Here is a 24,024-nt window from a genome sequence, read left to right on the forward strand (position 1 = left end):
CCGCCCCTCCCGCCGCCCCGACTCCGGCGCCGGACTCGACGGACTGCGCGCCATCCCCTGGGTGCCGGGTCGTACGGCGGCGCCGGGTCGTACGGGGGCATCGGCGGCATCGGCGGTACGGGCGGCATGGCCGCCGTGGCCGACATGCCCGGCTGCTCCTCGGGCCCGGTCCGCCCGGTCCTCGGCGGCCAGGACTGCCAGGACGGCTGGGGCTGGGGCTGCTGCGGCTGGTGCTCCGGGAAGTCCGTCATGGCTACGACTGTCGGAGCCGTACATGAGAGCCGTCTGAGGACGCGGTGAGAAGCCCGGCAGAACCCCGTATGCCCGAAATAAAGGCGGAGTGGAGTCGGAGGTTCCGGATAGTCGGCGAACGGGCGAGGTCGGGCCGGGCCGGCCCGGGGGCGCCGGGCCGGGCCGGGGGGCGCCGGGCCGGGCCGGGGATCCGAGCGGGGTCAGCCGCAGCCGCAGGACCGGCGCACGATCAGCGCCGACGGGAACTGCCGGACCCGGTCGCGCCGCGACCCCGACACCCGCAGCGAGTCGTCGAGCACCAGGTCCACCGCCGCCCGGGCCATCGCCGGACGGTCGGAGTAGACCGTGGTCAGCGGCGGGTCGGCGAGGGCCGCCTCCTTGACGTCGTCGAAGCCCGCCACCGCGAGCTCCCCCGGCACGTCGATCCGCAGCTCGCGCGCCGCCCGCAGGACGCCGAGCGCCTGGTCGTCCGTCGAGCAGAAGATGGCCGGCGGCCGGTCGGGGCCGGACAGCAGGTCGAGGGCGAGCTGGTAGGCGTCGTAGCGGTTGTACGGGGCCTCGAAGAGACGTCCCTCGGTCGACCGCCCGGACTCCACCATGGCCCGCCGCCAGCCCTCGACGTGGTCGGTGACCGGGTCGCCGATGGAGGGGGTGGTGGGGACGCCGCCCAGGCATGCCACGTACGGGTGACCGTGCTCCAGGAGGTGACGGGTGGCCAGCTGCGCGCCGCCGATGTCGTCGGTGACGACGGCGACGTCGTCGATCGCCTCCGGACGCTCGTGCAGCAGCACGACCCGGGCGTCCCACGCCTCGATCTCGCTCGCCGCCTGCTCGCTCATGCCCTGGCTGACCAGGATGAGACCGGAGACGCGCATGCCGAGGAAGGCCCGCAGATAGTGGATCTCGCGCTCGGTCCGGTAGTCGGAGTTGCCGACCAGGACCATCTTTCCGCGCGCGGCGGCGGCCTGTTCGACCGCGTGCGCCATCTCCGCGAAGAAGGGCTGGCGGGCGTCCGGCACGATCATGCCTATGAGGTCGGTGCGCCGGGACGCCATCGCCTGTGCCACCCGGTCGGGCCGGTAACCCAGTTCGTTGATGGCGGCGAGGACACGCTCGCGCGTGGCCGGGGCGACCGGCCGGGGTCCGTTGTTGATGACGTAGCTCACGACCGCGGTGGAAGTACCCGCCAGTCGCGCCACGTCGTCCCGCGTCACCTTGGCCACGCGCGGCAGTCTACGCGGGGTGACCTTGCTTCCGGCAGGGCGCGTCACCCCACGGTCACCGCGCCGTCACGCGGCCGGCCCGCGGGGCGTCACCCGGGCGGGCGGTCGGGTCCCCGCGTACCCCGCCGGGCCCGGGTGGATCCGGGTGGATCCGGGTGGATCCGGGCGTGCCCCGGCGAGCGGCGGCCGATTCCGGTGGTCCATTCCGGCGGCCCGTCCCGGCGGCCGATTCCGGTGGCGCACTCGGTGGCGCACTCGGTGGGCCCCGGCGTCTCCCCTCGGTCGGCGATGCCCCCGCGATCAGCGGTCGCGGGTGCTCTTCGCCGGGCTGAAGTCCCGGGTGCCCGGTACGTCCCGGGTGCCCTGTACGTCCATGGTGCTCTGCGCGTTCCGGCCGTCCCGGCTGCCTCGGATGTCCCGTCCGCCCCTGGTGTCCCTGGTGTCCCGCGTGCCCTCCGGGCCCCGCGTGCCCCGGTCCGCGGACTTCTCGGCCTTCTCGACCGTGACGAAGCGGTAGCCGACATTGCGGACGGTCCCGATCAGCGACTCGTGCTCGGGCCCGAGCTTCGCCCGCAGCCGTCGCACGTGCACGTCGACCGTGCGGGTGCCGCCGAAGTAGTCGTACCCCCACACCTCCTGGAGCAGCTGCGCGCGCGTGAAGACCCGGCCCGGGTGCTGGGCCAGGTACTTGAGCAGCTCGAACTCCTTGAAGGTCAGATCCAGGACCCGGCCCTTGAGCCGGGCGCTGTAGGTGGCCTCGTCGACCGACAGATCGCCGTTGCGGATCTCCATGGGCGAGTCGTCCGTGCCCTGCTGCCGGCGGCCGACGGCCAGCCGCAGCCGCGCCTCGACCTCGGCGGGGCCCGCCGTGTCGAGCAGCACGTCGTCGATGCCCCAGTCGGCGGTGACGGCCGCGAGCCCGCCCTCCGTCACGACGAGGATCAGCGGACAGCCGGGGCCGGTGGAGCGCAGCAGCTGGCACAGCGAGCGGATCTGCGGCAGGTCGCGCCGCCCGTCGACGAGGATCGCGTCGGCGCCGGGCGTCTCCAGGAGGGCCGAGCCCTCGGTGGGGGCCACCCGCACGGTGTGCAGCAGCAGCCCGAGGGCGGGCAGCACCTCGGCGGAGGGCTGGAGGGCGTTGGTGAGGAGCAGCAGCGAACTCATCGCGCACCACCGTCCGCCCGGGTCGCGGGGGAAGGCGGCGGAGGCGTCGGCGGGGCCGCCGCGCGGCGGCGGCGTTCGTGGGGGGTTCGCTCGTCCATGACGTCGGTTCCTCCTCGGTCCGTGCGAGGACGTCTGCGGGTGGCTCGGGGATGGTCCCTGGGGGACGGCCCTCGGGGCGGCCCGCCGGAGGGGTCCGGGGGCCGGCCCGCGGGGGTGCCCTCAGGGGTACCCGTGGGGTGGCTCACGTAGGGGTGCCTATGGCTCTCGCGCCCCGAGAGCGTTTGTTCATCCGCCTGTAACAAAGGACCGGAAACACAAAAGGACCCGGGGGCTGCGATGCCCGGATCCTCCGCCAGCACAATAGCCCACATGAGTTCCGAGGCAGAGGGCCGATTTCACATGGTGGATGTTTCCTCGCTCACTTCCCGTACACCTTCCGGCCGCACACCCGCCGGGCCGCCGCGTGGTGTGCTCCGGACCGGTCTGCGGACCGAGGACGGTGTCCGGATCGAGGCGGTTTACGAAGCGGCCACTCCCAGTGTCACCGATACCGCCGTCGTTCCCGCCACCGATACCGCCACCGACACCGCCATCGTGGTCGCGCACGGGTTCACGGGATCGGTCGACCGGCCCGCGCTGCGGCGCGCCGTCCAGGTGCTGCGCGCCCACGCGCCGGTGGTCTCCTTCTCCTTCCGCGGCCACGGCGGCTCCGGCGGGGTCAGCACCGTCGGCGACCGCGAGGTGCTCGACCTGGCCGCGGCGGTCCGCTGGGCGCGCTGGCTCGGCCACGCGCGCGTGGTGACGGTCGGGTTCTCCATGGGCGGCTCGGTCGTGCTGCGGCACGCCGCGCTGGAGCGCGGGACGGACGCGCGGACGGACGCGGTGGCCGCCGTCAGCGCGCCCGCGCGCTGGTTCTACCGGGGGACGCCGTCGATGCGCCGGGTGCACTGGGTGGTGACCCGGCCGGTCGGCCGGCTCGTCGGCCGGTACGGGCTGCACACCCGGATCGACACCAAGGCGTGGGACCCGGTGCCGATGTCGCCGGTCGAGGCGGTGCCGCTGATCGCGCCGACGCCGCTCCTCGTCGTGCACGGCGACCGCGACCCGTACTTCCCGCTCGATCACCCGCGCAGCCTCATGGCGGCGGCCGGCGTGTCGGGCGTGTCGGGTGTGTCGGGCGCGAGGGGTGAGGCGGGCGCTTCGGGCGGGTCGGCCACTTCGGCCGCGTCGGGCGGTACGGCGGAACTGTGGCTGGAGCACGGCATGGGCCACGCCGAGAACGCGGCCGACGAGGACCTGCTGGACCGCCTCGGGGCCTGGCTGGTCCGGGCATAGCCCATGATGGTGGGCGGCGCGCAGACGATCGAAGGGAGCGCCGTCATGGCAGCGGGGACCATCCGCTACTGGGCCGCGGCGAAAGCCGCCGCCGGGGTGGCCGAGGAGCCGTACACGGCCGGCACGCTCGCCGAGGCGCTGGCCGGCGCCCGCGAGCGGCACCCCGGCGAGCTGGAGCGGGTCCTCCTGAGGTGTTCGTTCCTGGTGGACGGAGACCCGGTGGGGACCCGCGCGCATGAGACCGTACGGCTGGCCGAGGGCGGCACGGTCGAGGTGCTCCCCCCGTTCGCAGGAGGGTGAACCGAAAGACCATGAGCAGCGATCAGCACTATCCGTACGACCCGCGGTACCCGGAATCGCCTCAGGGCCCGAACCCCGGCCCGCATCAGGGTCCGGCCGCGTATCCGCAGGCCCCGCAGGGGCCCTACGGGGACGCCCAGGTCGCCCAGACGTGGGAGGGGCAGACCTGGGACACCCAGTACCAGCCGGTGGTGGGACAGCCGTACGCGCAGCAGCCGCCGCAGCAGTCCCAGCCGCCGCAGGCCCAGCAGCAGCCCCAGCCGTACGCACAGCAGCCGCAGCAGGCCCCGGCGCCCCAGGCTCCGCAGGCTCCCGACCTGGCGGCGACGGCGTACATGGCGCCGGTGACGGCTTCGACGGCTTCCCAGGATCCCGACGCGGCCGCGACGACGTACATGGCTCCGGTGACGGGCGGGCATCCGCTGCCGCCGGAGGCGACGTACCCGCCGGCACCGGCACCGGCACCGGCACCGTCGCCGGACGCGGCTCAGGCTCAGGCTCAGGCCTCCGCGCCGTACGGAGCACCGGCTCACGCGCCCGCGCACGCCGGTGCCGCCGAGGCAGCCGCGCCCGACGCCGGACCCGCGTACTCCAGCCCCACCACCTCCGGCGACACCCGGATCACCGACGCCCAGCGCGCCCGCGCCGAGGGCCGGTCGCCGATCATCCCGCCCGGCTCGCGCCCGGCCGCGATCACCGCGGCGCTCGGCGTCCTGCTGGCCGGCGGCGCCGCGTTCGGCTCGTACGCGCTGCTCGTGCCGCTGGTCCTGCTCCAGGCGGTCACCGCCGCGGGCTGGTTCCGGCTGAACGGCATGTGGCCGGCCCGGCAGGGCATCGCCCTCGCCTTCCTCGGCGGTGTCGTCGCCGACGCGGCGCTGCTCGTCGCGGGCCGGGAGCACGCGGCCGGCGCGATCACGGGCACGCTCGGCGTCTGGGTGCTGCTGACGGTGGTGCTCCAGCTGCGCAGCCACGCCGACCCGGACGAGCGGATGTACGGCCTGATGGCGACGGTCGCGGCCGCCGCCCTCGCGGTCCTGGCCACCGGTTACCTGGGGGCCGAGCCGGACGCGGTGGTCGTCGGCGCCCTCGCGGTCGCCGCCGGTGTCCTCGTCCGCACGCTCCCGCTGCCCGGCCCGGTCTCCGTGGTCGTGGCGCTGCTCGCGGCGGCGGGCGGCGGCCTGGCGGGCGGCTCGTTCGTCGGCCTGGACACCGTCCCCGGCGCGCTGATCGGCCTGGGGGCCGGGGTGTGCGCGCTGATCGGACTGCGGACGGCCAGCTACGACTACCCGTCGCGGTTCGTGCATATGACAGCCGGTGTCGCGCTCCCGCTCACCGCCGCCGTGCCCGCCGTCTACCTGCTGGGACGCGTCTTCGCGTAACCCCGTGGCGGACCGTCCGGCGGACTGCCGGACGGTCCGCCAGGGAACCGACCGGCCCTCCGACACGTCGATCTTGTGTCGGAGGGCCGGTTTTCTCTTTGGATGGTGGGGGCGAACGATGCGGGCACTGCGGGTGCTGCTGATCCTGGCGGTCGTGCTCGGCGGAATCTTCGTCGGCGTGGACCGGCTGGCGGTCGGGTACGTGGAGTCGGAGGCCGCCGACCGGGTGCGGGCCGCGGCGAGCGCACGGCCGGAGTCGGCGGAGGTCGACATCAAGGGCTTCCCGTTCCTGACCCAGATCGCCGGCCGGCGCTTCGACGAGGTCGACCTGAAGCTGACCGGGCTCAAGGCGTCCGCCGGAGGCGGTCAGTCGGTGCGCATCGGCGAGCTGACCGTCGCGCTGCGCGATGTCACCCTGGACGGCGCCTACAGCATCGACCGGGTCCGTACGGCCGACGGCACGGCCCTGATCCGGTACGAGGACCTGGTCGACGCCTCGGGCGAGAAGGCCACGGTGCGGTACGGCGGCGAGAACAAGCTGAAGGTGACGGGCGGGGTACGGGTCCTCGGCCGGACGATCACCCGCACCGTGACGTCCACGGTGACCCTGGTCGGCGGGGACACCATCCGGGTGCGGGCCGACTCGGTGCCGGGGGAGGGCATGCCGGGACTGGAGGAGCTGGTCCGGGCCCGTACCGACTTCGACCGGCGGGTCGAGGGCCTGCCGAAGGGCATGCGGGTGACGAAGGTCGAGCCCCGGCCCGAGGGCCTCGCGGTGATGGTGACGGGCGAGGACATCGCCCTGACCGGGTTCTGAGCCCCGGGCATCGGCGGCTCCGGGGCCTTGGGGCCCTGGGGCCGGTGCCATGGGGGCCCTGCGCCCCCGCGTCCCCCTGAGGGGGCCCTGAGTCCTGTGCCCTCCGGGGCCCTGAGTGCCCGCGTTCCCCCTGAGCGGGCCCTGAGCCCTGACCCTGAGCCCTGCCCCTGAGTCCCGTTTTCCTTCCCGGATCCGAACCCTGATGACGGCCCGGATCCGGCCCTGAGCCATGCCCGGATTCCGCCCCGGATTCTGCCCCCGCCCCTGCCTCAAGGGGCTTTCGGACACCCATTGCCCGAATGGTGAGACGAGTTCATCCGATCCGCAGAACGACGGGCCCCGGAGGCGGTCCGCCGTCGGTCCGGAGAGGGTCCGCACCCTTTGTCCGTCCCACATAGCGGATTTTCGCGTCTCGAAATGCGACACGCCGGTGACACGGCCGGACGCCGTCCCTACGATCGGGGGCATGGAGCGACAGGCGGAACTCACGAAGCGGCGGGCAGTAGACCTGTGCCGCGTCGCCGCCATGCTCTGTCGGTCCATCTGAGCGGGAGGGTCTTCCCCCGCGTTCCCCGAGTCCCCATCCCCGTCGATGCCGGGGCCACTTCGCGCAGTCGTACGCCTACGCCGTCGAACGTGCGCACGCACGCACTCCCGACGCGTATCCGCACCACCGCGCACCACCAGCACCACACCGCCGCACACTGCCCCGGAGGAGAACAGCATGGCTCGCAACGACGTCCTGGTCGACGCCGACTGGGTCGAGGCCAACCTCGACAACCCCCAGGTCGCCCTTGTCGAGGTGGACGAGGACACGTCGGTCTACGACAAGAACCACATCAGGAACGCGATCCGGATCGACTGGACCAAGGACCTCCAGGACCCGGTGCGCCGCGACTTCGTCGACCAGGAGGGCTTCGAGAAGCTCCTCTCGGCCAAGGGGATCGCCAACGACACGACCGTCGTCCTTTACGGCGGCAACAACAACTGGTTCGCCTCCTACGCGTTCTGGTACTTCAAGCTGTACGGCCACCAGGACGTCCGGCTGCTCGACGGCGGCCGCAAGAAGTGGGAGCTGGACGCCCGCGACCTGGCCGACGGCTCCGAGGTCCCGAACCGTCCGGCCACCGACTACAAGGCGCAGCCGCAGGACGTCTCGCTGCGTGCCTTCCGCGACGACGTCGTGGCCGCGATCGGCAGCCAGAACCTGGTCGACGTACGGTCGCCCGACGAGTTCTCCGGCAAGCTGCTCGCCCCGGCGCACCTCCCGCAGGAGCAGTCGCAGCGCCCGGGCCACGTGCCCAGCGCGAAGAACATCCCGTGGTCGAAGAACGCCAACGACGACGGCACCTTCAAGTCGGACGAGGAGCTGACCGCCCTCTACGCCGCCGAGGGCGTGGACCTCGCGACGGACACCATCGCCTACTGCCGTATCGGCGAGCGCTCCGCGCTCACCTGGTTCGTCCTGCACGAGCTGCTCGGTGTCGAGAACGTCAAGAACTACGACGGCTCGTGGACCGAGTACGGCTCCCTCGTGGGCGTGCCGATCGAGCTGGGCTCCGGCAAGTAGTCCCGGGTTCCGGTTCCGGTTCCGGTTCCGGTTCCGGCCCTGGTCACCCGACCGGCGCCGGCCCCGGTACCGGCCCCCGCCCTCCCCTCTCCCTCCCCCTCGACCGTAAGGAATTCCCGACATGTGCGGAGCACAGCCCGGCGGCCCCGACGCCTCGACGATCAAGCCCGGTGAGACCACGATCCAGGGTTACGTGACCAAGGACGGCCAGCCCGTCACCGGTTACGTCCGCCTCCTGGACGCGACCGGCGAGTTCACGGCCGAGGTCCCGACCTCCGCCACCGGTCAGTTCCGCTTCTACGCGGCCGAGGGCACGTGGACCGTCCGCGCCCTGGTCCCGGGCGGCACCGCCGACCGCACCGTCGTCGCCCAGCACGGCGGTCTGGCCGAGGTCGCCATCGCGGTCTGACGCAGACGCCGACGGGCGGACCCGTGACCTCGCCTCGGTGACGTCACGGACTGTGAACGGCCGGAGGGCCGTGCCTCTGGGGGTTGGACGCCGACCAGAACGTGGCACGGCCCTCCGGCATGTCCGGTCGTACGCTGAAGGTGTGTACGTACGGCGTCGGCGCGTCTATTTCTGGATGATGGGCGTCTGCCTGGCCCTCTTCGTGGGCGCCTGGGCAGTCGTGCGGCTCTTCTCGGTCCCGGCCGCCGTGGCCATGTGCGTGGTCGCCATGGTCATCCCGCCGGTCGCCGCGATGGTCGCGAACCGGCGCGGCCCGGAGGACCGCTGGTGGGACGACCCGACCGGCGACAAACAGTCCGACGAGTGGTGGGACGAACTCGACGGCAGGACACGCCCCGGCCGGGACCAGGGCCGGGACCAGGGCCGGGGGCGGGGTCGGGATCAGGGTCGGGATCAGGGGCGGGACCGGGGGCGGGGACGGGACCCCGACCGGGACCGTGATCAGGGGGAGGACCGGGAGGACCGGGAGGAGTAGACCCGTACGGGGAGTACGGGGGCTGCGCCCCGGCCCCCGCTCTGCTAGCTTCGCCCGCATGTTCCTTTCCCGTGCGTAGGAGTCGGCTACCACTGCACCCCTTGGGGGTGCGGTCCTTCGCCGACCCCGCACGCGTGCGCGCCGCCGTTCCGCGGCCGGCGCGCCCTTCCAAGGAACACACCCATGTCTTCGCCCTCAGTGGCACCGTCGTACGCGGCCGTGCTGCGAACTCCCCATGCCCTCCGTACCTTCGCCGCCGCGCTCCTCGGCCGTCTCTCCTACGGGGTGGCCCCGCTCTCCCTGGTCCTGGCCGTCAAGGCGGCCACCGGCTCCTACGCGGTGGCGGGCACCGTCATGGCCGTCTTCGGGCTGACCGGTGTCCTGCTCTCCCCGGCGCGCGCCGGGCTGATCGACCGTCACGGGCCGCGCCGGGTGCTGCCGCCCATGGCCTGCGTATACGCGGTGCTGCTCACCGTCCTGGCCTTCGCGACCGCGTGGCCCGGCGCGCCGGGCCTCCTGCTGGCCGTCCTGGCCAGTGCCGCCGGCGCCACCACACCGCCCCTGGGGCCGGTGATGAGGACGCTGTGGAGCACACTGCTGTCCGACCGGCCGCTGCTCCAGCGCGCGTACAGCCTGGACGGGGTGGCCGAGGAACTCCTCTTCGTCACCGGGCCGTTGCTGGTGGGCGTCCTGATGAGGGTCACCGTGCCGTCGGTGGGACTGGGGGTGAGCGCCGTCCTCGTCCTGGTGGGGGCGCTCTCGCTGGTCGCGTCTCCGGCGGTCCGGGCGTATCCGGTCGCCGGCGGGCGGGGGAAGGCCGCCGGGGCGCCGGAGGGCTCGGACGGGAACGCTTCTGCCTCTGCCGCCTCTGCCGCGTCTGCCGTGTCTGCGGCGTCCGACCGGCCGGGCCGCCGGTCCAGTCGGTTCGGCCTGTCCGGACTGCTGGGAGGCGGGCGGGGGTTGCGGCAGGCGATCGCCGTCACCGCCGGTCTGGGCATCGGGCTCGGGGCGCTGGACCTTCTGGTGATCGCGTTCGCCGAGGAGCACGACGCCCCTGGCACGATCCCCTGGATCATGGCCGCGCTCTCCGCGGGCAGCGCGGTCGGCGGGCTCGCGTACGGCGCGGTCTCGTGGCGCGCCCCGATCGGCCGCCGGCTGGCGGCGCTCGCGGTGGCGCTCGGGCTCGTCGTGGCCGCGACCGGTCTCGCGCCACATCCCTATGTGCTCGTCGCCGGGGCGGCGCTGGGCGGGCTGTTCGTGGCCCCTGCCCTCACGACGGCCTATCTGATCGCCGACGAGTCCGCCGGTCCGGGCGCCCGCACGAAGGCGGGCGCATGGGTCAACACCGCGTTCAACGCCGGTTCGTCGGGGTCGACGGCCGCCGCCGGACTGCTGATCGGGCATATGCCTCTGCCGGCGTTGTTCGCCCTCGCCGCGGCTCCGGTCGTCTTGTCCGCCGTCGCGACGTCCACGACGTTCACGACGGCGTCCCCGGCCGGGCGGCCGGGGACGGGGGCGGGCGGTGTGGTGGACGGTGCGCCCAGCGGTTCTGCCGAACGCGCCTAGTCCGCGCCTGGTCCGCGTCTAGTAGACGAGCGCCTGCGTCTCGTCGGCCATCGCCTCCTGGACGAAGACCTGGGCGCCCGCGATACGGACGCCGTCGAGGACGTCGTCCTCGGTGATCTCGCGGCGGGTCGCGCACTGCGTGCACAGCGTCACGCGGCCCGCCGCCAGGATCGAGTCGAGCAGGTCCGGCAGCGGTGCGGCATGCGGGAGTTCGAACTCCGCCGCGCGCCCGGGCAGCGCGAACCACGAGGACTCCCCGGTCAGCCACAGCGAGACCTCGACGCCGCTGGCGACGGCGACGGCGGCCACCGTGAAGGCCTGGGAGCAGCGTTCGGGGGAGTCGGCCCCGGCGGTCACCTTGATCACGAGCTTCTTCGCCATATACCGAACTGTAATGCGAAGTGAGGCAACCTTATGCGCCTCTCGCCAGTCAGCGGGGTGCACGGATAACGGAATCCGTGCTTCACGTCTCATGGGGGGACTGTCGTGACAACCACGGAAGTGACGGAACCGATCGAGAGCGGACCTCCGTCCGAGCCGGATCCGACGCCATCGGCGGACCCGGCGTCCGCGGTGGCGCCCGAGGTGCGGGACGAGACGAAGACCGAGACGGTTTCGGAGTCCCCGGAATCTCCGGAAGCCGCGGAGTCCCCGGAGGCCGCAGAGCCCGTCCCGACGCCGCGCCGCCGTGGCGGCCGTACCGCCGCCCTGCTCGGTGTCGCCGCCGTGCTCGGCATCGTCGCCGGTACGGCGGTGGGTTACGGCGTCCAGGCCCAGCGTCCTCCGACCGCGCTCCCGGCGCTCAACCAGCCGTCTCTCGCCTACCCGGCCAAGCCGCTCCCGAAGGGGAAGGAGCCGAAGCCGCTGACCGCGGCCGAGGACCGCGGCCTGAAGACCGAGGGCGATCTGCGCGACCTGCTGCTGCCGAAGCCGAAGGGCGCGGAGAAGGCGCCGTTCTTCGTCAAGGACGGCCTGCTGAGCATCGCCTCGTACGCGGGCGACTACGAGAATCCGGGCGGGGCCCTCGCCTATCTCCTTGAGGACGACATCCGTCGTGTCGTCGCCACCTCCTGGAGCGACGGCAAGGGCAAGATCACCAAGATCAACCTGATCCAGTTCCGGAGCGGCAGCGGAGAACCGGCCGCCCAGCACGCCGAGGACCAGCGCTCCTACCGGGGCACGGAGGGCGGCAGCGAGGTCGGCCTGATCAAGGGCAGCCCCGAGGGCCGGACGTATCTGCTGCCCGTGGACCGCGAGGCGGGCTTTCTCGACTACTACACGGCCTACGCGGTGTTCCACCGAGGCGACGTGATGGTCGAGATCTTCGTGTCGGACACCAAGAAGGTCGGCCAGAAGGAGATCGCCTCGCTGGCCGAGCGGCAGTTGGAGCGCTTGTGAACCCCGAGAACCCCGAGAACCCCGAGAACCCCGAGAAGCCCGTGGACTCCGAGAAGGCCGTGGACTCCGTGACGCCCGAGTCCACCGCCGACGCCACTGCCGCCGCGACCGCCGACGGCACCGCCGGATCCGTGAACGCGACGGCGGACGCGACGGCGGCGTCCGAAGCGCCCGTGGGCGCGCGCAAGCCCCGCCGCGTCTTCCCGTACGTCCTCGGTGGCGTGCTCGTGCTCGGCGTCGCCGGCGGTGCGACGTACACCGGGGTCACCGTGTCGCAGGCCGACCGGCACGCGCCCACGATCGAGTGGGCGGACCTCCCGGAGGCCGGCAAGGACCCGGCTGCCACCGAGGCCCGGCGCGGCCGGTCCTCGACGCCGCTGAGCAAGATGCTGCTGCCCGTGCCCGGGGGGTACCGGCTCGGCCCCGACATGGGGCAGTACGGCAACGACAGCGAGCTGACCGGCGACGACGCCGTCGCCCTGGTGAAGGAATCGGGCAAGGGGCTGGCGGGCAGCCGGCGCCGCGAGTTCGACCGGCGGATCGAGAAGCTCGGCATCAAGGGCGTCGCTTTCCGCTCGTACGTCTCCGACCAGTCCGACCGGCTGGTGAACGTGCGGGTCCAGCGGGGGACGGACCAGCGGGTGGGCCGTGAGTTGCTCGCGGTCCAGCGCGATCTCGCCTCGTTCCTGCACCTGGGCAAGGGCCCGAAGATCGAGGGCTACAAGAACGCGTCCTGCTTCATGAAGCCGAAGCCGAAGAAGGACAAGGGCAAGGACCGGGACATCGAGCCCATCGACGGCATGACCTGCTCCGCGTACGAGGGGGAGTACGTCGTGACCGTCGATGCCTCGGGCGCCGGATCTCTGGACCGTTCGGAGATCGCCGATCTGGTCAAGCAGCAGCTGGACCACCTCAAGTCCCCGGGGGAGTACATATGAGCGAGACCCAGCAGCCCCAGGCCCCCGAGGCCACCCCTGAGGTCGCCCCCGAGGTCATCCCTGAGGCCGCCCCCGAGGTCGCCCCGGCCCGGGCCCGGGCCCGGACCTTGGCCCCCAAGCCGGCCCCTGAGTCGGCCCTTAAGGCTGCTCCGGCCTCGGCGGAGGCCGGCGACGGCAAGAGCCGCAAGCCGCGTCCGGTCCTGGCGGCCGTCGCGCGGTGGAGCGCCGCCGTCGTCGTGTGCGGCGGGCTCGCGACCGGCACGGCCGCCGCGATCACGTCCATGGAACGCACCGACGTGCCCGGTCTGGCGACCGAGAACGACGGCCGCTGGGACTACCCGAAGCTGACCCTGCCGCAGCTTCCGGCGGGCTCCCCGCGCCCGTTCAACCCCGACAACTTCGGCGAGATCCACCACGCGGACCTGCGCGCGCTGTTGCTGCCCGCGCCGGCCGGCGCGCGCGTCGACCCGAAGCGGGACGGCGCCTGGATGAGCGTCGACGACTACGTGGCCCTCTACGAGAAGAGCAAGCGGGACGACCTGCGCCAGGCGATCGAGGACTCCGCGCTGCGGCACGTCGCGGTCCGTTCCTGGACCATGCCGGACGGCACGAAGAGCGCCGTCTACCTGCTGCGCTTCAAGTCCGTGGGCTTCTCGGAGTCGTTCAAGGACAACGTGCTGGACGCCGGGTCGGACCGCACGGTGCCGCTGGTGGGCGCCGATTCCGTCGAGCGCTATTCGATCTCCGCCCACATCCGGGTCCCGGGCACGGCGCTCTACGCGCTCGCCGAGGAGGAGCCGTACGGCGCCGAGCAGGTCCGCTGGGCCTACATCCAGGCCGGTGACACGCTCGGTCTGGTCGTGCAGTCCCAGAAGGGCGGCGCCGCGACCGTCCCGTTCCGGCAGACGGTGGCCCTGCAGAACCAGCTCCTGGGCTGACCACCCCTTCCGGGATCCCGTACGGGGACGCGGAAGGGTGCTGAATGGTGCTCAGGGGCGGCCAGGGGCGGGTCAGGGGCGGTCCCGATCCTGGACCCCATCCCGGATCCGCCCCCGACCCGAGCCGGGGCCGGCCCCGGACGCCGCCCCGGGGCGATCCCGGACTTATCCCGTACCCGACCCACCTCACCGAGAGGGCCGGCCCCCCGCCGACTAAGCTGGGGGCCGGCCCCTACTGCCTTCACGCTCATCGAGGAGCACCAAGTGATCGTTTTCTTCGAAACGCTGCTCGCGCTCGTCTGCGTCGCGGTTGCCGGCTTCGCCTTCCTGGCCGTGAAGAAGCTGTACCAGGGCCAGCGCTGACCCTCGGGCGCGCCCGCCGCGCCCGTGACCGTCCGCGACCGACCCCGTCCCCGCCCAGACCAGACACAGATCGCCTGAGCCGCCCATGATCGAGATCCCGTCCGACCTCAACCCGGCCCTCGTCCCCCTCGCGTTCCTGCTGGGCACGTGGGAGGGCGCGGGTGTGTCCGACTTCCCCGGCGCCGAGAAGTGCAACTTCGGCCAGTCCGTGACCTTCAGCCACGACGGCCGGGACTTCCTCGAGTACCACTCGCACTCCTGGGTCCTGGACGCCGACGGCAACCAGATCCGCCCGCTGGAGAGCGAGAGCGGCTACTGGCGCATCGACAAGGACCGTCAGGTCGAGATCGTCATGGTCCGCGACCAGGGCATCGTCGAGGTCTGGTACGGCGAGCTGGCCGACCAGAAGCCGCAGATCGACATCGCGACCGACGCCGTCGCGCGTACCGCCGCCTCCGGCCCGTACAGCGGTGGCAAGCGTCTGTACGGCTACGTCAAGAGCGACCTGATGTGGGTCGGCGAGAAGGCCACCCCCGAGGTCCCGCTGCGCCCGTACATGTCGGCGCACCTGAAGAAGGTCGTCACCCCGGAGGAAGTGGCCGAGATGGCCCGCAACCTCCCGGACATGCCGGACGACGGCATCGCCTTCTTCAAGTAGGCCGAGCCCGAGCCCGAGCCAGTCGAGCCTGAGCCGGCCGAGTCCGAGTCGGTCGAGTCCGAGCCGGCCCGAGCCAGCCGAGCCTGAGCCGGTCGGGGATGCCTTTCCCGCGCGGGTCCTCTCGCGCGGGCCTTCTTCAGGTCACCCCACCCATACAGCGGTTCGACGCCCACCACGCCCTCCTACACTGGGGGGCGTGGTGAGCATCGACTGGAAGAGCGACCTTCGGCAGCGCGGCTACCGCCTGACGCCTCAGCGCCAGCTTGTCCTGGAGGCCGTCGACGCGCTCGAACACGCGACGCCCGACGACATCCTCTGCGAGGTCCGCAAGACGGCCTCCGGCGTGAACATCTCCACCGTCTACCGGACGCTGGAGCTGCTGGAGGAGCTGGGCCTCGTCAGCCACGCCCATCTGGGGCACGGGGCGCCCACGTACCACCTCGCCGACCGGCACCACCATCTGCACCTGGTCTGCCGGGACTGCTCGGGGGTCATCGAGGCGGACGTGGAGGTCGCCGCCGAGTTCACCGGGAAGCTCCGGGAGACCTTCGGCTTCGAGACCGACATGAAGCACTTCGCGATCTTCGGCCAGTGCCGGGACTGCTCGAAGCGGGCGGCCGACGCCGCCGGGCAGCAGGCCGAGCCGCAGGCCGGCCAGACCGCGGGCTGAGCCCCGGGCCGCCGGGCCGCGAGCCGCCAGACCGCGAACTGCCGGGCCGCGAACCCCCGGGCCGCAGGCCGTCGGGCCCAGGGCCTCCGGTTTCCCGTCGCCCGTCGTCGTAGGCTTTTCCCATGTCCACGAAGAGCCCTCTGCTGTCCCTGCCCGGCGCCGTTCCCGCCGAAGGCCGCGACGAAGGTGTCGCCGCGCACTACGGTGACCTGTTCCGCGAGCAGCGGACCCTCGCCGACGGCGCCGGTTTCGTCGATCTGTCGCACCACGGGGTCGTCACCGTCACCGGCGACGACCGGCTGAGCTGGCTGCACCTGCTGCTCACCCAGCACGTCAGCGGACTCCCGGCGGGCCAGGCCACCGACGCGCTGATCCTTTCCGCGAACGGGCACATCGAGCACGCCCTGTACCTCGTCGACGATGGCGAGACGGTCTGGGCGCACGTGGAGCCCGGGACGCGCGAGGCGCTGGTCGCGTACCTGGAGTCGATGAAGTTCTTCTACCGGGTCGAGGTCGCCGACCGTACCGACGACTTCGCCGTCGTCCACCTCCCGGCCGGCTCGATCACCGCCGTGCCCGAGGGCGTGGTCGTACGGGAGACGGCGCACGGCCGCGATCTGTTCCTGCCGCGCGCGGACCTGACGGACTTCGCGGCGGCCCACGGCCCGGCCGCCGGCATCCTCGCGTACGAGGCGCTGCGGGTGGAGGGCCACCGGCCGCGGCTCGGCTTCGAGACCGACCACCGGACCATCCCGCACGAGCTCGGCCTGATCGGCAGCGCCGTCCACCTTCAGAAGGGCTGCTACCGGGGCCAGGAGACGGTCGCCCGGGTGCACAACCTGGGCAAGCCGCCGCGCCGCCTGGTCTTCCTGCACCTGGACGGCAGCGAGGTCCACCTCCCCGCCCACGGCGACCCGATCCGCCTCGCGGCGGACGGCCCCGAGGGCCGCCAGCTGGGCTTCGTCACGACCTCGGCGCGCCACCACGAGCTGGGCCCGATCGCACTGGCGCTGGTGAAGCGCAACGTGCCGGTGGACGCCGAACTGATCGCGGGGACGACGGCCGCGGCGCAGGAGACGATCGTCGAGCCGTAGGCGGGTGAGGGTGCCCCGGGTCGGCCGGGGCGACCGGGCGGTAGGTCCGGCTCTGCGGCGGGCCCGACAGACGCGCTTTCGCGGGCGGTCGGCCGGGGTCGGCCGCCTGCGGCCGCGTTCCGACGGGGTCAGCCGGTCGGGTACGTCGAGATCGAGATCGAGGTGTGCGAGCCCATCGGGTTGACCTGCACGGTCACCCCGTCGTGCCCGCGCCGGGCCACGATGTTGGCGCTGAAGTCGCCCACGTACTTGGAGACGGTCTTCCAGCCGTCCCGGCTCAGCGCGTCCGCGTAGAAGGTGCCGACCTGCTTCACCGAGTCGTCGGTGCTCAGCAGGGTGGTCGAGCCGGTGTGACGGGTCTCCGTGGCGCCGGGATACAGCGGCACCCCACCGGTCGCGGTCGCCGTGGCGGTCGCGGTGGGCGAGGGGCTCGTGGCGGGGGCCGGGTTCGAATTCCCGCACGCCCCGAGCGTCAGCACGGCGGCGACACCGCTCGCCGCCGCGACGGTCCGCAGCACCTTCTGTCTCACGGCATCTCCTCTGGCTCGCCCGTCGATCCCCCGGACCCCTGCCTCCCATCTTCAGGAGACCCCTCGCCCCGGCAACCGGGCCGCCGACGGACAGCGGCGGCGCGGGCTCCGCCGTACGAGTGACGCTCGTCGGTCCACCGCCTGCCCGGAGCCGGGATGCGGGACTCGCGAAGCGGTCGCGTGTCTGCCGTGGGCGCGAGAGGGGAAGAGATCCTTCCGCCGGGGGCAGGGCACATGCTCAGCTCGGCGGCCAAGGCATCGCGGAGGAAGGGCGGGGCACGGTGTGAACGCTTCGGACAGCACGCGGCGGAAATCCTGGTTCGCGGGCCCCGGCCCCGGCACGCTTCGCTCTCGCCCGGGGGAGCCGTCTCGCCCCGGGGAGTGAGGAGCGGCCGGCGGCTAGTGCCGCGACAGGGCGAAGCTTGCCGGGAGGGGCACTACACCTCCAGCAGCACCGTGAACGGGCCCTGGTTGGTGAGGGATACGCGCATGTCCGCGCCGAAGCGGCCGGTCTCCACGTGAGCGCCCAGATCGCGCAGCCGGGCGACGACCTCGTCGACGAGGGGTTCGGCGACCGGGCCGGGGGCGGCGGCGTGCCAGGTGGGGCGGCGGCCCTTGCGAGCGTCGCCGTAGAGGGTGAACTGGGAGATGACCAACAGCGGAGCGTTGACGTCGGAGCAGGATTTCTCGTCGTCCAGCACCCGTACGGACCAGAGCTTTCTGGCCAATTGCGCGGCCTTCTCCGGCGTGTCGTCGTGGGTCACCCCGACCAGCACGCACAGCCCCTCGCCGACGATCTCGCCGACGGTCTCCCCTGCGACGACGACACTCGCGCCGTCGACTCTCTGCACCACCGCTCGCATACGGACCAACCTACCGACCCGTCGCCCGGCCGACACCGGCAGGGCCGAACGGGTGCAGACCGCCTGCGTCGGCCGGTGCTCCAGTGGCACCATGCCTGTCAGACGGTGCGTTTTCGCCCGCACCGGTCGAGGGGACGATTCTCATGAGTGCATCTGGCAACGGGCCCACGCCGTCCGGTTCCGTACCGCTGGCCCGTACCCGCGGCGCCACGACCGGTGGAACGACGACCGGTGGAATGACAGCCGGTGGAGTCACCACGGGTGGAATGACGGCCGGTGGAGTCGCCGCCGGCGGGGTCACCACGGACGGGAGGACGGCCGGCGCCGTCGCGCGGCCACCCGTACAGCGGACCGCCGAGCCCGATCTGCCGGGTCTGGCCGAGCTGCCGGGCCTGCCCGGCCTTCCAGGGTTGCCCGGTCTCTCCGATCAGCCTTCCGGCCAGCCCTCCGATCAGCCGCACCTGGACCTCGGCACGCTGCGGCTGCCCGAGCTGCGGGCGTTGCGCCGTGACGCACAGCGCGACGAGGCCGACCTGAGCTACGTACGGCGGATGCTCCAGGGCCGGATCGACATCCTGCGGGCCGAACTGGCCCGGCGCTGCGCCCCCGAGACCCCGGTGGTCGACCGGCTCTCCGAGATCCTGGCGGACACCCCGCTCGGGCCGGGGGTGGCGGCCCGTTCGGCGCGGCACGTGACCCTTTCGACCCCGCGCGGCGAGGAGTACCGGCGGCTGGCGGCCGAGACGTTGTCGGAGGTCGAGCTGTCGGACCTGTCGGCCCGTACGGACGAGGAACTGCACACCGCGATGGCCCGGCTCGCGGGCTGTGAGCAGCAGGTGTCGCGGCGCCGGCACCAGCTCCAGCGGACCGCCGACGACTGCGGCGGGGAGATCGCCCGCCGCTACCGGGAGGGCGAGGCGCAGGTCGACGACCTGCTGGCGTGAGGCCGTGAGGCCGTGAGGCCGTGAGTCCGTGAGTCCGTGAGTCCGTGAAGCCGTGAAGCCGTGGGACGAGGGGCACCCGGCCTGCCGAAACTCGGGTGCGGGTGGCGGGCGCCGTTTTCTAGCCTCGTGCAATGAACCTTGAAGTGCGTGCTGTCGACGAGTCCGAGTTCCCCGAATGGCTGCGGGTCAGAAGGGTCGGTTTCCTCGTCCAGCCGGTGGTGTCCGAGGAGGAGGTCGCCGACCGGCTCCCGCACCATGACCTGTCCCGTACGTTCGCGGCCTTCGACCAGGGCCGGATGGTCGCCACGTACCGCTCCTTCGACCAGACGCTGAGCACGGTCGGCGGCGCCGACCTCGCCGCGAACGCGGTCAGCGGCGTCACCGTCTCCCCGACCCACCGCCGGCGCGGCCTGCTGAGCCGGATGCTGGCCGGCGACCTGGCGGCGGCGAAGGAGCGCGGCGACGCGTGCGCGACGCTGGTCGCCGCCGAGTACCCGATCTACGGCCGGTTCGGCTTCGGCCCGGCGAGCTGGCTCACCGAGTGGACGATCGACGTCACCCGCGCCGGTTTCGACCGCCGTTGGTCCGGCCCCACCGCCGAGGAGGGCGGCGGCCGGATCGAACTGGCCGACGGCGCCCAGATCCGCAAGGAGGGCCCCGCGCTGCACCGCCGGCTCGCCGCGAGCCGCGCCGGAATCACCGGCCGTACCCCGCGCGGCTGGGACATGGCCACCGGCAACGTGTATCCGGTGGAGCCGTGGACCGAGCCCTTCTACGCCGTCTACCGAGGCGACTCCGGCGAGGCCGAGGGCTATGTCGCGTACCTCGCCGACGACAAGTGGAACGACGGTAAGCAGCCGCAGAACACCCTGCGCGTACGCGAGCTGATCGCCGTCACCCCGGCCGCCGAGCGCGCCCTGTGGCGGTACGTCTGCTCGATCGACTGGATCACCCAGGTCCGTACCGGCTACCGCGCCCCCGACGACCTCGTGCCGCTGCTGCTCCCCGACCCGCGCGCCGCGCGCGTCCTCACCCACGCCGACATGCTGTGGCTGCGCATCCTGGACGTGCCGAAGGTCTTCGAACCGCGTACGTACGCGACCGAGGGCACGCTGGTCCTGGACGTGAAGGACGCGGCCGGGTTCGCGGGCGGACGTTTCCGGCTCGACGCCTCCCCGGAGGGCGGGACGTGCACGCCGGTGTCGTCCGCCCCCGACCTGGTCCTGGACGTGGCGGAACTGGCCACCCTGGCGCTCGGCGACGAGTCGGCGGTGCGGCTCGCGGCGCTCGGCCGGATCGAGGAGGCGACGGCCGGCGCGGCGGCACGGGCGGACCTGCTGCTGCGGACCTCGCGCCGACCGTGGAGCATGGACGTCTTCTGATCGACGGATTCAGCGGATTCAGCGGATTCAGCGGATTCGACGGATTCGACGGATTCGGCAGAATCGGCAGAATCGGCAGAGGACGACGGTGGTGGCGACGGGTGGAGGGTTCCGGGAGATGAGCGGACTGCGGGAGCGGAAGAAGGAGCGGACGCGGCAGACGCTCTCGGAGGTGGCCATCGCGCTCTTCCTGGAGAAGGGGTTCGACGCGGTGTCGGTCGCGGAGGTCGCGGCGGCGGCCGAGGTGTCGAAGCCGACGCTGTTCCGCTACTTCCCGGCGAAGGAGGACCTGGTCCTGCACCGGTTCGCCGATCACGAGGGCGAGCCGGCCCGGGTGGTGGCCGCCGCCCGGGAGGCCGGGGTGCCGCCGCTCGCGGCCCTGCGCGACCACGTCCTCGCGGGCCTGGAGCGGCGCGACCCGGTGACCGGGCTGAACGACGCGCCGCAGGTGCTGGCGTTCCTGCGGCTGCTGTACGGGACGCCGTCGCTGGTGGCGCGGATGCAGGCGTTCCAGGCGCGCTCGGAGGGGGTGCTCGCCGCCGCGCTCGAAGGGGCGGACGGGACCGGAGGGGCGGGCGGGGGTCGCGCGGCCGGGGTTCCGACCGGGGGTCCGGATGGAGTTCCGTTGCGGGCGCGGCTCGCGGCGGCGCAGATCGTGGTGGTGCTCCGGGTCCTGGCGGACGACAACATCCGGCGCATCACGGCGGGGGAGCCGGTCGACACGGTGCTGCCGGGGGCGGTGACGGCGACACGGGAGGCGTTCCGGGAGCTGGCGGAGGGTCTGCCGTACTGACCTGTGTCGGTTGTACGGACCACGCGAGGCTCGACCTACGCTGACCAAGTAAAAAAGTTAACCGAGTTGCATTTCTGTGGGGTCCCGAGGGACCCTGGCGGCATGCAGCCGCTCCGTCACGACCCGCTCCGGCCCGACCTCGACGAGGAACGCGACCACCACGACGCCTGCCGCGCCGCCCTCGCCCGGATGATCGAGGGCGTCGAGGAGCAGGTCGTCACCGGCGAGGACACCGCCGCCTCCGGCGCCGACGCCGAGGCCCTCGGCTACCACCTGCGCAGCCGCGCCAAGGTGTTCCGCGAGATGCCGCCCGGACCGCTCTTCTTCGGCCGCCTCGACCGTACGGACGGCCAGATCCACCACATCGGCCGCCGCCGGGTCGCCGAGCACCCGGCCGCGCCGCCGCTGGTCGTCGACTGGCGGGCGCCGGTCTGCCGCGCGTACTACCAGGCCGGGGCGAAGGACCCGCAGGGCGTCGTACGGCGGCGGCGGTTCGGCTGGGCGCCGGGCAGCCTCGGGGCGTCGGAGGATCTGACGGCGCTGGAGGACGAGTACCTGGGGGACGGGCACCTGGGGGAGCGGGCAGGTGCCGACACACCGGGCGCACCGGGCGCACCAGCCACACCGGGCGCGCCGAGCGCGATCCTCGCCGGGGAGATCGAGCGGCCCCGCGTCGGCCCGATGCGTGACATCGCCGCGACCCTCCAGCCCGAACAGGACGACCTGGTCCGCTCCGGCCCCGCCACCTCGATCTGCGTCCAGGGCGCCCCCGGCACCGGCAAGACCGCCGTCGGTCTGCACCGCGCCGCGTATCTGCTCTACACGCATCCGCAGCGGCTGCGGCGTTCCGGCCTCCTCGTGCTCGGCCCGAACCGCACCTTCCTCTCCTACATCGCCGAGGTGCTGCCCGCGCTCGGCGAGACCGGCGTACGCCAGTCCACCGTCCACGACGAGATCGCCCGGCACGAGGTGCGCGCCGAGGACGACGAGGCGGCGGCCCTCGTCAAACACGACATACGGATGGCGGAGGTGCTGCGCCGGGCGCTCTACGCGCGCGTGGACCAGGCGTCGGCCGGGGCCGAGGACCTGGTGGTGCCGGACGGCTCGTACCAATGGCGGGTCCCCGCCCACGAGCTGGCCGGGATCGTCGCGGCGGTACGGGAGGAGGCCCCGCCCTACGCCACCGGGCGCGAACGGGTCCGCGCCCGCGTCGTCCGCGCCCTCCAACTGCGCGCCGAACGCCGGGCCGGGGCGCTCGGCGCCGCCTGGACGCGCCGGATCGAGCGGGCCCGGCCGGTGACGGCCTGCCTGGACGCCTGCTGGCCCAAGGTCACCCCGGAGGAGGTCCTCGCCGAGGTCCTGACCGAGCCCCCGGCGGAGCAGGAGGATTCGGCGGATTCGGTTGCCCCGGTTGCCCCGGAAGCGGGGGTACGGGCCGGGCTCACGCCCGCCGAACGCGCCGCGATCCGCTGGACCAGGCCCCCGCGCTCGTACCGGAGCGCCCGCTGGACCGCCGCCGACCTCGTCCTCCTCGACGAACTCGCCGGTCTGATCGAACGCCCCGAGGGCTACGCGCACCTCGTCGTCGACGAGGCCCAGGACCTGTCGCCCATGGAGTGCCGGGCCATCGCGCGCCGGGCCGGGTTCGGCTCCCTGACCGTCCTCGGCGACCTCGCCCAGGGCACCACCCCATGGGCCGCCCGCGACTGGCCGTCCCAGCTCGCCCACCTCGGCAAGCCGGACGCGACGATCGTGCCCCTCACCACCGGCTACCGCGTCCCGGCCGCCGTCGTCGACCTTGCCAACCGGCTGCTGCCGGAACTGGGCGCGGCCGACTGGGCGGGGCGTTCACTGCGCGCGGGCGGCGAGGTGACCGTACGGCCGGTGGACGATGTCCCGGCGGGCGTGGCCGAGGCGGTCCGGGCGGCGCTCGCCGAGGAGGGCTCGATCGGCGTCATCGCGGCGGACGCGGCCGTCGGCCCGCTGCGGGAGTACGGCTTCCCGGCCGACCGGGTCACGGTGGTCCCGGCCTCGCTCGCCAAGGGCCTGGAGTACGACCACGTCGTGGTGGCCGAGCCCGCCGCCATCGTGGCCGCCGAACAACGCGGCCCGCACCGCCTGTACGTGGCCCTCACCCGCGCGGTCTCCCGCCTGGACCTGGTCCACGCGCGCCCGCTGCCGGCGGCGCTGGTGAGGACCGGCGAGGACTGACGAGCACCGGTGAGGACCGGTGGGGACCGGCGAGAACTAACGAGAACTGACGGGGTCTGAACGGGGACGCCCGGACGCGGAAGCCGTGGCGGTCCGGGCGGGGCCGCGCGGCGGTCGCTGGAACGGTGACACCCTGGGCGGCATGCGGCCTCTGCTGTTCCTGGACGTCGACGGTCCCCTGATCCCGTTCGGCGCCCCGCCCTCGTACACGTACCCCTCCCACCCCCCTGTCCCGCCGCCCGGCTCCCATCCCCTCCTGTACCGGGTGGATCCCGCGCACGGCCCCCGGCTCGCCGCGCTCGGCTGCGAGCTGGTCTGGGCGACGACGTGGGGCGACGAGGCGAACGAGATCATGGCGCCCCGGCTCGGGCTGCCGCCGCTGCCGGTGGTCGACTGGCCGGAGGAGGGCCCGGGGGATCTGGCCGACTGGGCGGACCTGGAGAACGTGCGGGCGGGCCTCCACTGGAAGACCCGCCCGCTGTCGGTGTGGGCCGGCGGGCGGCCGTACGTGTGGCTCGACGACGAGATCGGCCCCGCCGACCGCGCCTGGGCCACGGCCCACCACCCGGCCCCGGCCCTGCTGCACCGCGTCGACCCGCGTACCGGGCTCGGCGACGCCGACTACACGGCGGTCACGGCATGGGTGGACCAGGTGGCGTACGGGAGCGATTGAGTACGCACCCGGCCCCCCC

At 73.2% G+C, this 24,024-nt stretch carries 22 protein-coding genes and 3 pseudogenes; 19 read left to right on the top strand and 6 right to left on the bottom strand.

Annotated elements, in window-relative coordinates:
* From ABZ990_RS17770 to ABZ990_RS17780, 3 genes and pseudogenes are all read right to left on the bottom strand, one after another.
* Nucleotides 1–251 (bottom strand): annotated as a pseudogene (locus ABZ990_RS17770) (hypothetical protein); the annotation flags it as partial.
* Between the two features lie 201 nt (nt 252–452).
* Nucleotides 453–1,475, bottom strand: coding sequence for a LacI family DNA-binding transcriptional regulator (locus ABZ990_RS17775; RefSeq protein WP_361231862.1), 1,023 nt, complete (start codon nt 1,473–1,475; stop codon nt 453–455).
* Nucleotides 1,476–1,958: 483 nt separating this feature from the next.
* Nucleotides 1,959–2,639 (bottom strand): annotated as a pseudogene (locus ABZ990_RS17780) (response regulator transcription factor); the annotation flags it as partial.
* A 369-nt stretch (nt 2,640–3,008) separates the two neighbouring features.
* Here ABZ990_RS17780 and ABZ990_RS17785 point away from each other — a divergent pair.
* From ABZ990_RS17785 to ABZ990_RS17820, 8 genes and pseudogenes are all read left to right on the top strand, one after another.
* Nucleotides 3,009–3,974: an alpha/beta fold hydrolase gene (locus tag ABZ990_RS17785; RefSeq protein ID WP_361231864.1), complete on the top strand. Its 966-nt coding sequence runs from the start codon at nt 3,009–3,011 to the stop codon at nt 3,972–3,974.
* 45 nt (nt 3,975–4,019) lie between these two features.
* The gene (locus tag ABZ990_RS17790) at nt 4,020–4,274 is read left to right on the top strand and encodes a MoaD/ThiS family protein (RefSeq protein WP_361231866.1); all 255 of its coding nucleotides are present in this window, start codon (nt 4,020–4,022) and stop codon (nt 4,272–4,274) included.
* 11 nt (nt 4,275–4,285) lie between these two features.
* Complete coding sequence (locus ABZ990_RS17795; protein ID WP_361231868.1) at nt 4,286–5,653, top strand: hypothetical protein; 1,368 nt, start codon at nt 4,286–4,288, stop codon at nt 5,651–5,653.
* Nucleotides 5,654–5,771: 118 nt separating this feature from the next.
* Nucleotides 5,772–6,470: a DUF2993 domain-containing protein gene (locus tag ABZ990_RS17800; RefSeq protein WP_361231870.1), complete on the top strand. Its 699-nt coding sequence runs from the start codon at nt 5,772–5,774 to the stop codon at nt 6,468–6,470.
* A gap of 724 nt (nt 6,471–7,194) precedes the next feature.
* Entirely contained in the window at nt 7,195–8,040 is an 846-nt protein-coding gene (locus ABZ990_RS17805) for a sulfurtransferase (RefSeq protein WP_361231872.1), read from the top strand.
* Nucleotides 8,041–8,161: 121 nt separating this feature from the next.
* On the top strand, nt 8,162–8,449 hold the full coding sequence (locus tag ABZ990_RS17810; RefSeq protein WP_361231874.1) for a DUF1416 domain-containing protein: 288 nt from the start codon (nt 8,162–8,164) through the stop codon (nt 8,447–8,449).
* Nucleotides 8,450–8,591: 142 nt separating this feature from the next.
* A pseudogene (locus ABZ990_RS17815) lies at nt 8,592–8,837 on the top strand (DUF3099 domain-containing protein); the annotation flags it as partial.
* A gap of 330 nt (nt 8,838–9,167) precedes the next feature.
* The gene (locus tag ABZ990_RS17820; protein WP_361231876.1) at nt 9,168–10,550 is read left to right on the top strand and encodes an MFS transporter; all 1,383 of its coding nucleotides are present in this window, start codon (nt 9,168–9,170) and stop codon (nt 10,548–10,550) included.
* An 18-nt stretch (nt 10,551–10,568) separates the two neighbouring features.
* Here ABZ990_RS17820 and ABZ990_RS17825 read toward each other — a convergent pair whose 3' ends face one another.
* Complete coding sequence (locus ABZ990_RS17825) at nt 10,569–10,931, bottom strand: DsrE family protein (protein WP_361231878.1); 363 nt, start codon at nt 10,929–10,931, stop codon at nt 10,569–10,571.
* Between the two features lie 105 nt (nt 10,932–11,036).
* Here ABZ990_RS17825 and ABZ990_RS17830 point away from each other — a divergent pair, with 105 nt between their 5' ends.
* The 6 genes from ABZ990_RS17830 (at nt 11,037) to ABZ990_RS17855 (ending at nt 16,609) form a co-directional block, all read left to right on the top strand.
* Nucleotides 11,037–11,948 (top strand): hypothetical protein, encoded by a 912-nt coding sequence (locus ABZ990_RS17830; RefSeq protein WP_361231880.1) that lies wholly within the window; start codon nt 11,037–11,039, stop codon nt 11,946–11,948.
* Complete coding sequence (locus ABZ990_RS17835; protein ID WP_361231882.1) at nt 11,945–12,886, top strand: hypothetical protein; 942 nt, start codon at nt 11,945–11,947, stop codon at nt 12,884–12,886. The genes ABZ990_RS17830 and ABZ990_RS17835 overlap by 4 nt, the downstream gene beginning before the upstream one ends.
* Entirely contained in the window at nt 12,883–13,824 is a 942-nt protein-coding gene (locus ABZ990_RS17840) for a hypothetical protein (protein ID WP_361231884.1), read from the top strand. Before ABZ990_RS17835 ends, ABZ990_RS17840 begins: the two co-directional genes overlap by 4 nt.
* 448 nt (nt 13,825–14,272) lie before the next feature.
* On the top strand, nt 14,273–14,845 hold the full coding sequence (locus ABZ990_RS17845) for an FABP family protein (RefSeq protein WP_361231886.1): 573 nt from the start codon (nt 14,273–14,275) through the stop codon (nt 14,843–14,845).
* A gap of 196 nt (nt 14,846–15,041) precedes the next feature.
* Entirely contained in the window at nt 15,042–15,515 is a 474-nt protein-coding gene (locus ABZ990_RS17850; protein WP_361231888.1) for a transcriptional repressor, read from the top strand.
* 122 nt (nt 15,516–15,637) lie between these two features.
* The gene (locus tag ABZ990_RS17855) at nt 15,638–16,609 is read left to right on the top strand and encodes a folate-binding protein (protein ID WP_361231890.1); all 972 of its coding nucleotides are present in this window, start codon (nt 15,638–15,640) and stop codon (nt 16,607–16,609) included.
* A 128-nt stretch (nt 16,610–16,737) separates the two neighbouring features.
* Here ABZ990_RS17855 and ABZ990_RS17860 read toward each other — a convergent pair whose 3' ends face one another.
* Together ABZ990_RS17860 and dtd are read right to left on the bottom strand one after the other, a co-directional pair.
* Nucleotides 16,738–17,139, bottom strand: coding sequence for a hypothetical protein (locus ABZ990_RS17860; RefSeq protein ID WP_361231891.1), 402 nt, complete (start codon nt 17,137–17,139; stop codon nt 16,738–16,740).
* A 437-nt stretch (nt 17,140–17,576) separates the two neighbouring features.
* Nucleotides 17,577–18,002 (bottom strand): D-aminoacyl-tRNA deacylase, encoded by a 426-nt coding sequence (gene dtd, locus ABZ990_RS17865; protein WP_361231893.1) that lies wholly within the window; start codon nt 18,000–18,002, stop codon nt 17,577–17,579.
* A gap of 266 nt (nt 18,003–18,268) precedes the next feature.
* Between dtd and ABZ990_RS17870 the strand changes: the two genes are divergently transcribed.
* From ABZ990_RS17870 to ABZ990_RS17890, 5 genes are all read left to right on the top strand, one after another.
* Entirely contained in the window at nt 18,269–18,946 is a 678-nt protein-coding gene (locus ABZ990_RS17870) for an ABC transporter substrate-binding protein (protein WP_361231895.1), read from the top strand.
* A gap of 131 nt (nt 18,947–19,077) precedes the next feature.
* Entirely contained in the window at nt 19,078–20,328 is a 1,251-nt protein-coding gene (locus ABZ990_RS17875; RefSeq protein WP_361231897.1) for a GNAT family N-acetyltransferase, read from the top strand.
* Between the two features lie 118 nt (nt 20,329–20,446).
* Entirely contained in the window at nt 20,447–21,121 is a 675-nt protein-coding gene (locus tag ABZ990_RS17880) for a TetR family transcriptional regulator (protein ID WP_361231899.1), read from the top strand.
* Nucleotides 21,122–21,223: 102 nt separating this feature from the next.
* The gene (locus ABZ990_RS17885) at nt 21,224–23,332 is read left to right on the top strand and encodes an AAA family ATPase (protein ID WP_361231901.1); all 2,109 of its coding nucleotides are present in this window, start codon (nt 21,224–21,226) and stop codon (nt 23,330–23,332) included.
* A 142-nt stretch (nt 23,333–23,474) separates the two neighbouring features.
* Nucleotides 23,475–24,005 carry an HAD domain-containing protein gene (locus tag ABZ990_RS17890; protein ID WP_361231903.1) on the top strand — a complete coding sequence of 177 codons (531 nt, stop codon included), beginning with the start codon at nt 23,475–23,477 and terminating at the stop codon, nt 24,003–24,005.
* The last annotated feature ends 19 nt before the right edge of the window (nt 24,006–24,024 follow it).

This window comes from Streptomyces sp. NPDC046203, assembly GCF_040646255.1.
Lineage (GTDB): Bacteria > Actinomycetota > Actinomycetes > Streptomycetales > Streptomycetaceae > Streptomyces.

What these genes read in the sequence shown, in the direction of transcription:
- ABZ990_RS17785 (WP_361231864.1), top strand. Translation starts at nt 3,009, where the DNA reads ATGAGTTCCGAGGCAGAGGGCCGATTTCACATGGTGGATGTTTCCTCG.
- ABZ990_RS17790 (WP_361231866.1), top strand. Translation starts at nt 4,020, where the DNA reads ATGGCAGCGGGGACCATCCGCTACTGGGCCGCGGCGAAAGCCGCCGCC.
- ABZ990_RS17795 (WP_361231868.1), top strand. Translation starts at nt 4,286, where the DNA reads ATGAGCAGCGATCAGCACTATCCGTACGACCCGCGGTACCCGGAATCG.
- ABZ990_RS17800 (WP_361231870.1), top strand. Translation starts at nt 5,772, where the DNA reads ATGCGGGCACTGCGGGTGCTGCTGATCCTGGCGGTCGTGCTCGGCGGA.
- ABZ990_RS17805 (WP_361231872.1), top strand. Translation starts at nt 7,195, where the DNA reads ATGGCTCGCAACGACGTCCTGGTCGACGCCGACTGGGTCGAGGCCAAC.
- ABZ990_RS17810 (WP_361231874.1), top strand. Translation starts at nt 8,162, where the DNA reads ATGTGCGGAGCACAGCCCGGCGGCCCCGACGCCTCGACGATCAAGCCC.
- ABZ990_RS17820 (WP_361231876.1), top strand. Translation starts at nt 9,168, where the DNA reads ATGTCTTCGCCCTCAGTGGCACCGTCGTACGCGGCCGTGCTGCGAACT.
- ABZ990_RS17825 (WP_361231878.1), bottom strand. Translation starts at nt 10,931, where the DNA reads ATGGCGAAGAAGCTCGTGATCAAGGTGACCGCCGGGGCCGACTCCCCC.
- ABZ990_RS17840 (WP_361231884.1), top strand. Translation starts at nt 12,883, where the DNA reads ATGAGCGAGACCCAGCAGCCCCAGGCCCCCGAGGCCACCCCTGAGGTC.
- ABZ990_RS17845 (WP_361231886.1), top strand. Translation starts at nt 14,273, where the DNA reads ATGATCGAGATCCCGTCCGACCTCAACCCGGCCCTCGTCCCCCTCGCG.
- ABZ990_RS17855 (WP_361231890.1), top strand. Translation starts at nt 15,638, where the DNA reads ATGTCCACGAAGAGCCCTCTGCTGTCCCTGCCCGGCGCCGTTCCCGCC.
- dtd (WP_361231893.1), bottom strand. Translation starts at nt 18,002, where the DNA reads ATGCGAGCGGTGGTGCAGAGAGTCGACGGCGCGAGTGTCGTCGTCGCA.
- ABZ990_RS17870 (WP_361231895.1), top strand. Translation starts at nt 18,269, where the DNA reads ATGACGGCCGGTGGAGTCGCCGCCGGCGGGGTCACCACGGACGGGAGG.
- ABZ990_RS17875 (WP_361231897.1), top strand. Translation starts at nt 19,078, where the DNA reads ATGAACCTTGAAGTGCGTGCTGTCGACGAGTCCGAGTTCCCCGAATGG.
- ABZ990_RS17880 (WP_361231899.1), top strand. Translation starts at nt 20,447, where the DNA reads ATGAGCGGACTGCGGGAGCGGAAGAAGGAGCGGACGCGGCAGACGCTC.
- ABZ990_RS17885 (WP_361231901.1), top strand. Translation starts at nt 21,224, where the DNA reads ATGCAGCCGCTCCGTCACGACCCGCTCCGGCCCGACCTCGACGAGGAA.
- ABZ990_RS17890 (WP_361231903.1), top strand. Translation starts at nt 23,475, where the DNA reads ATGCGGCCTCTGCTGTTCCTGGACGTCGACGGTCCCCTGATCCCGTTC.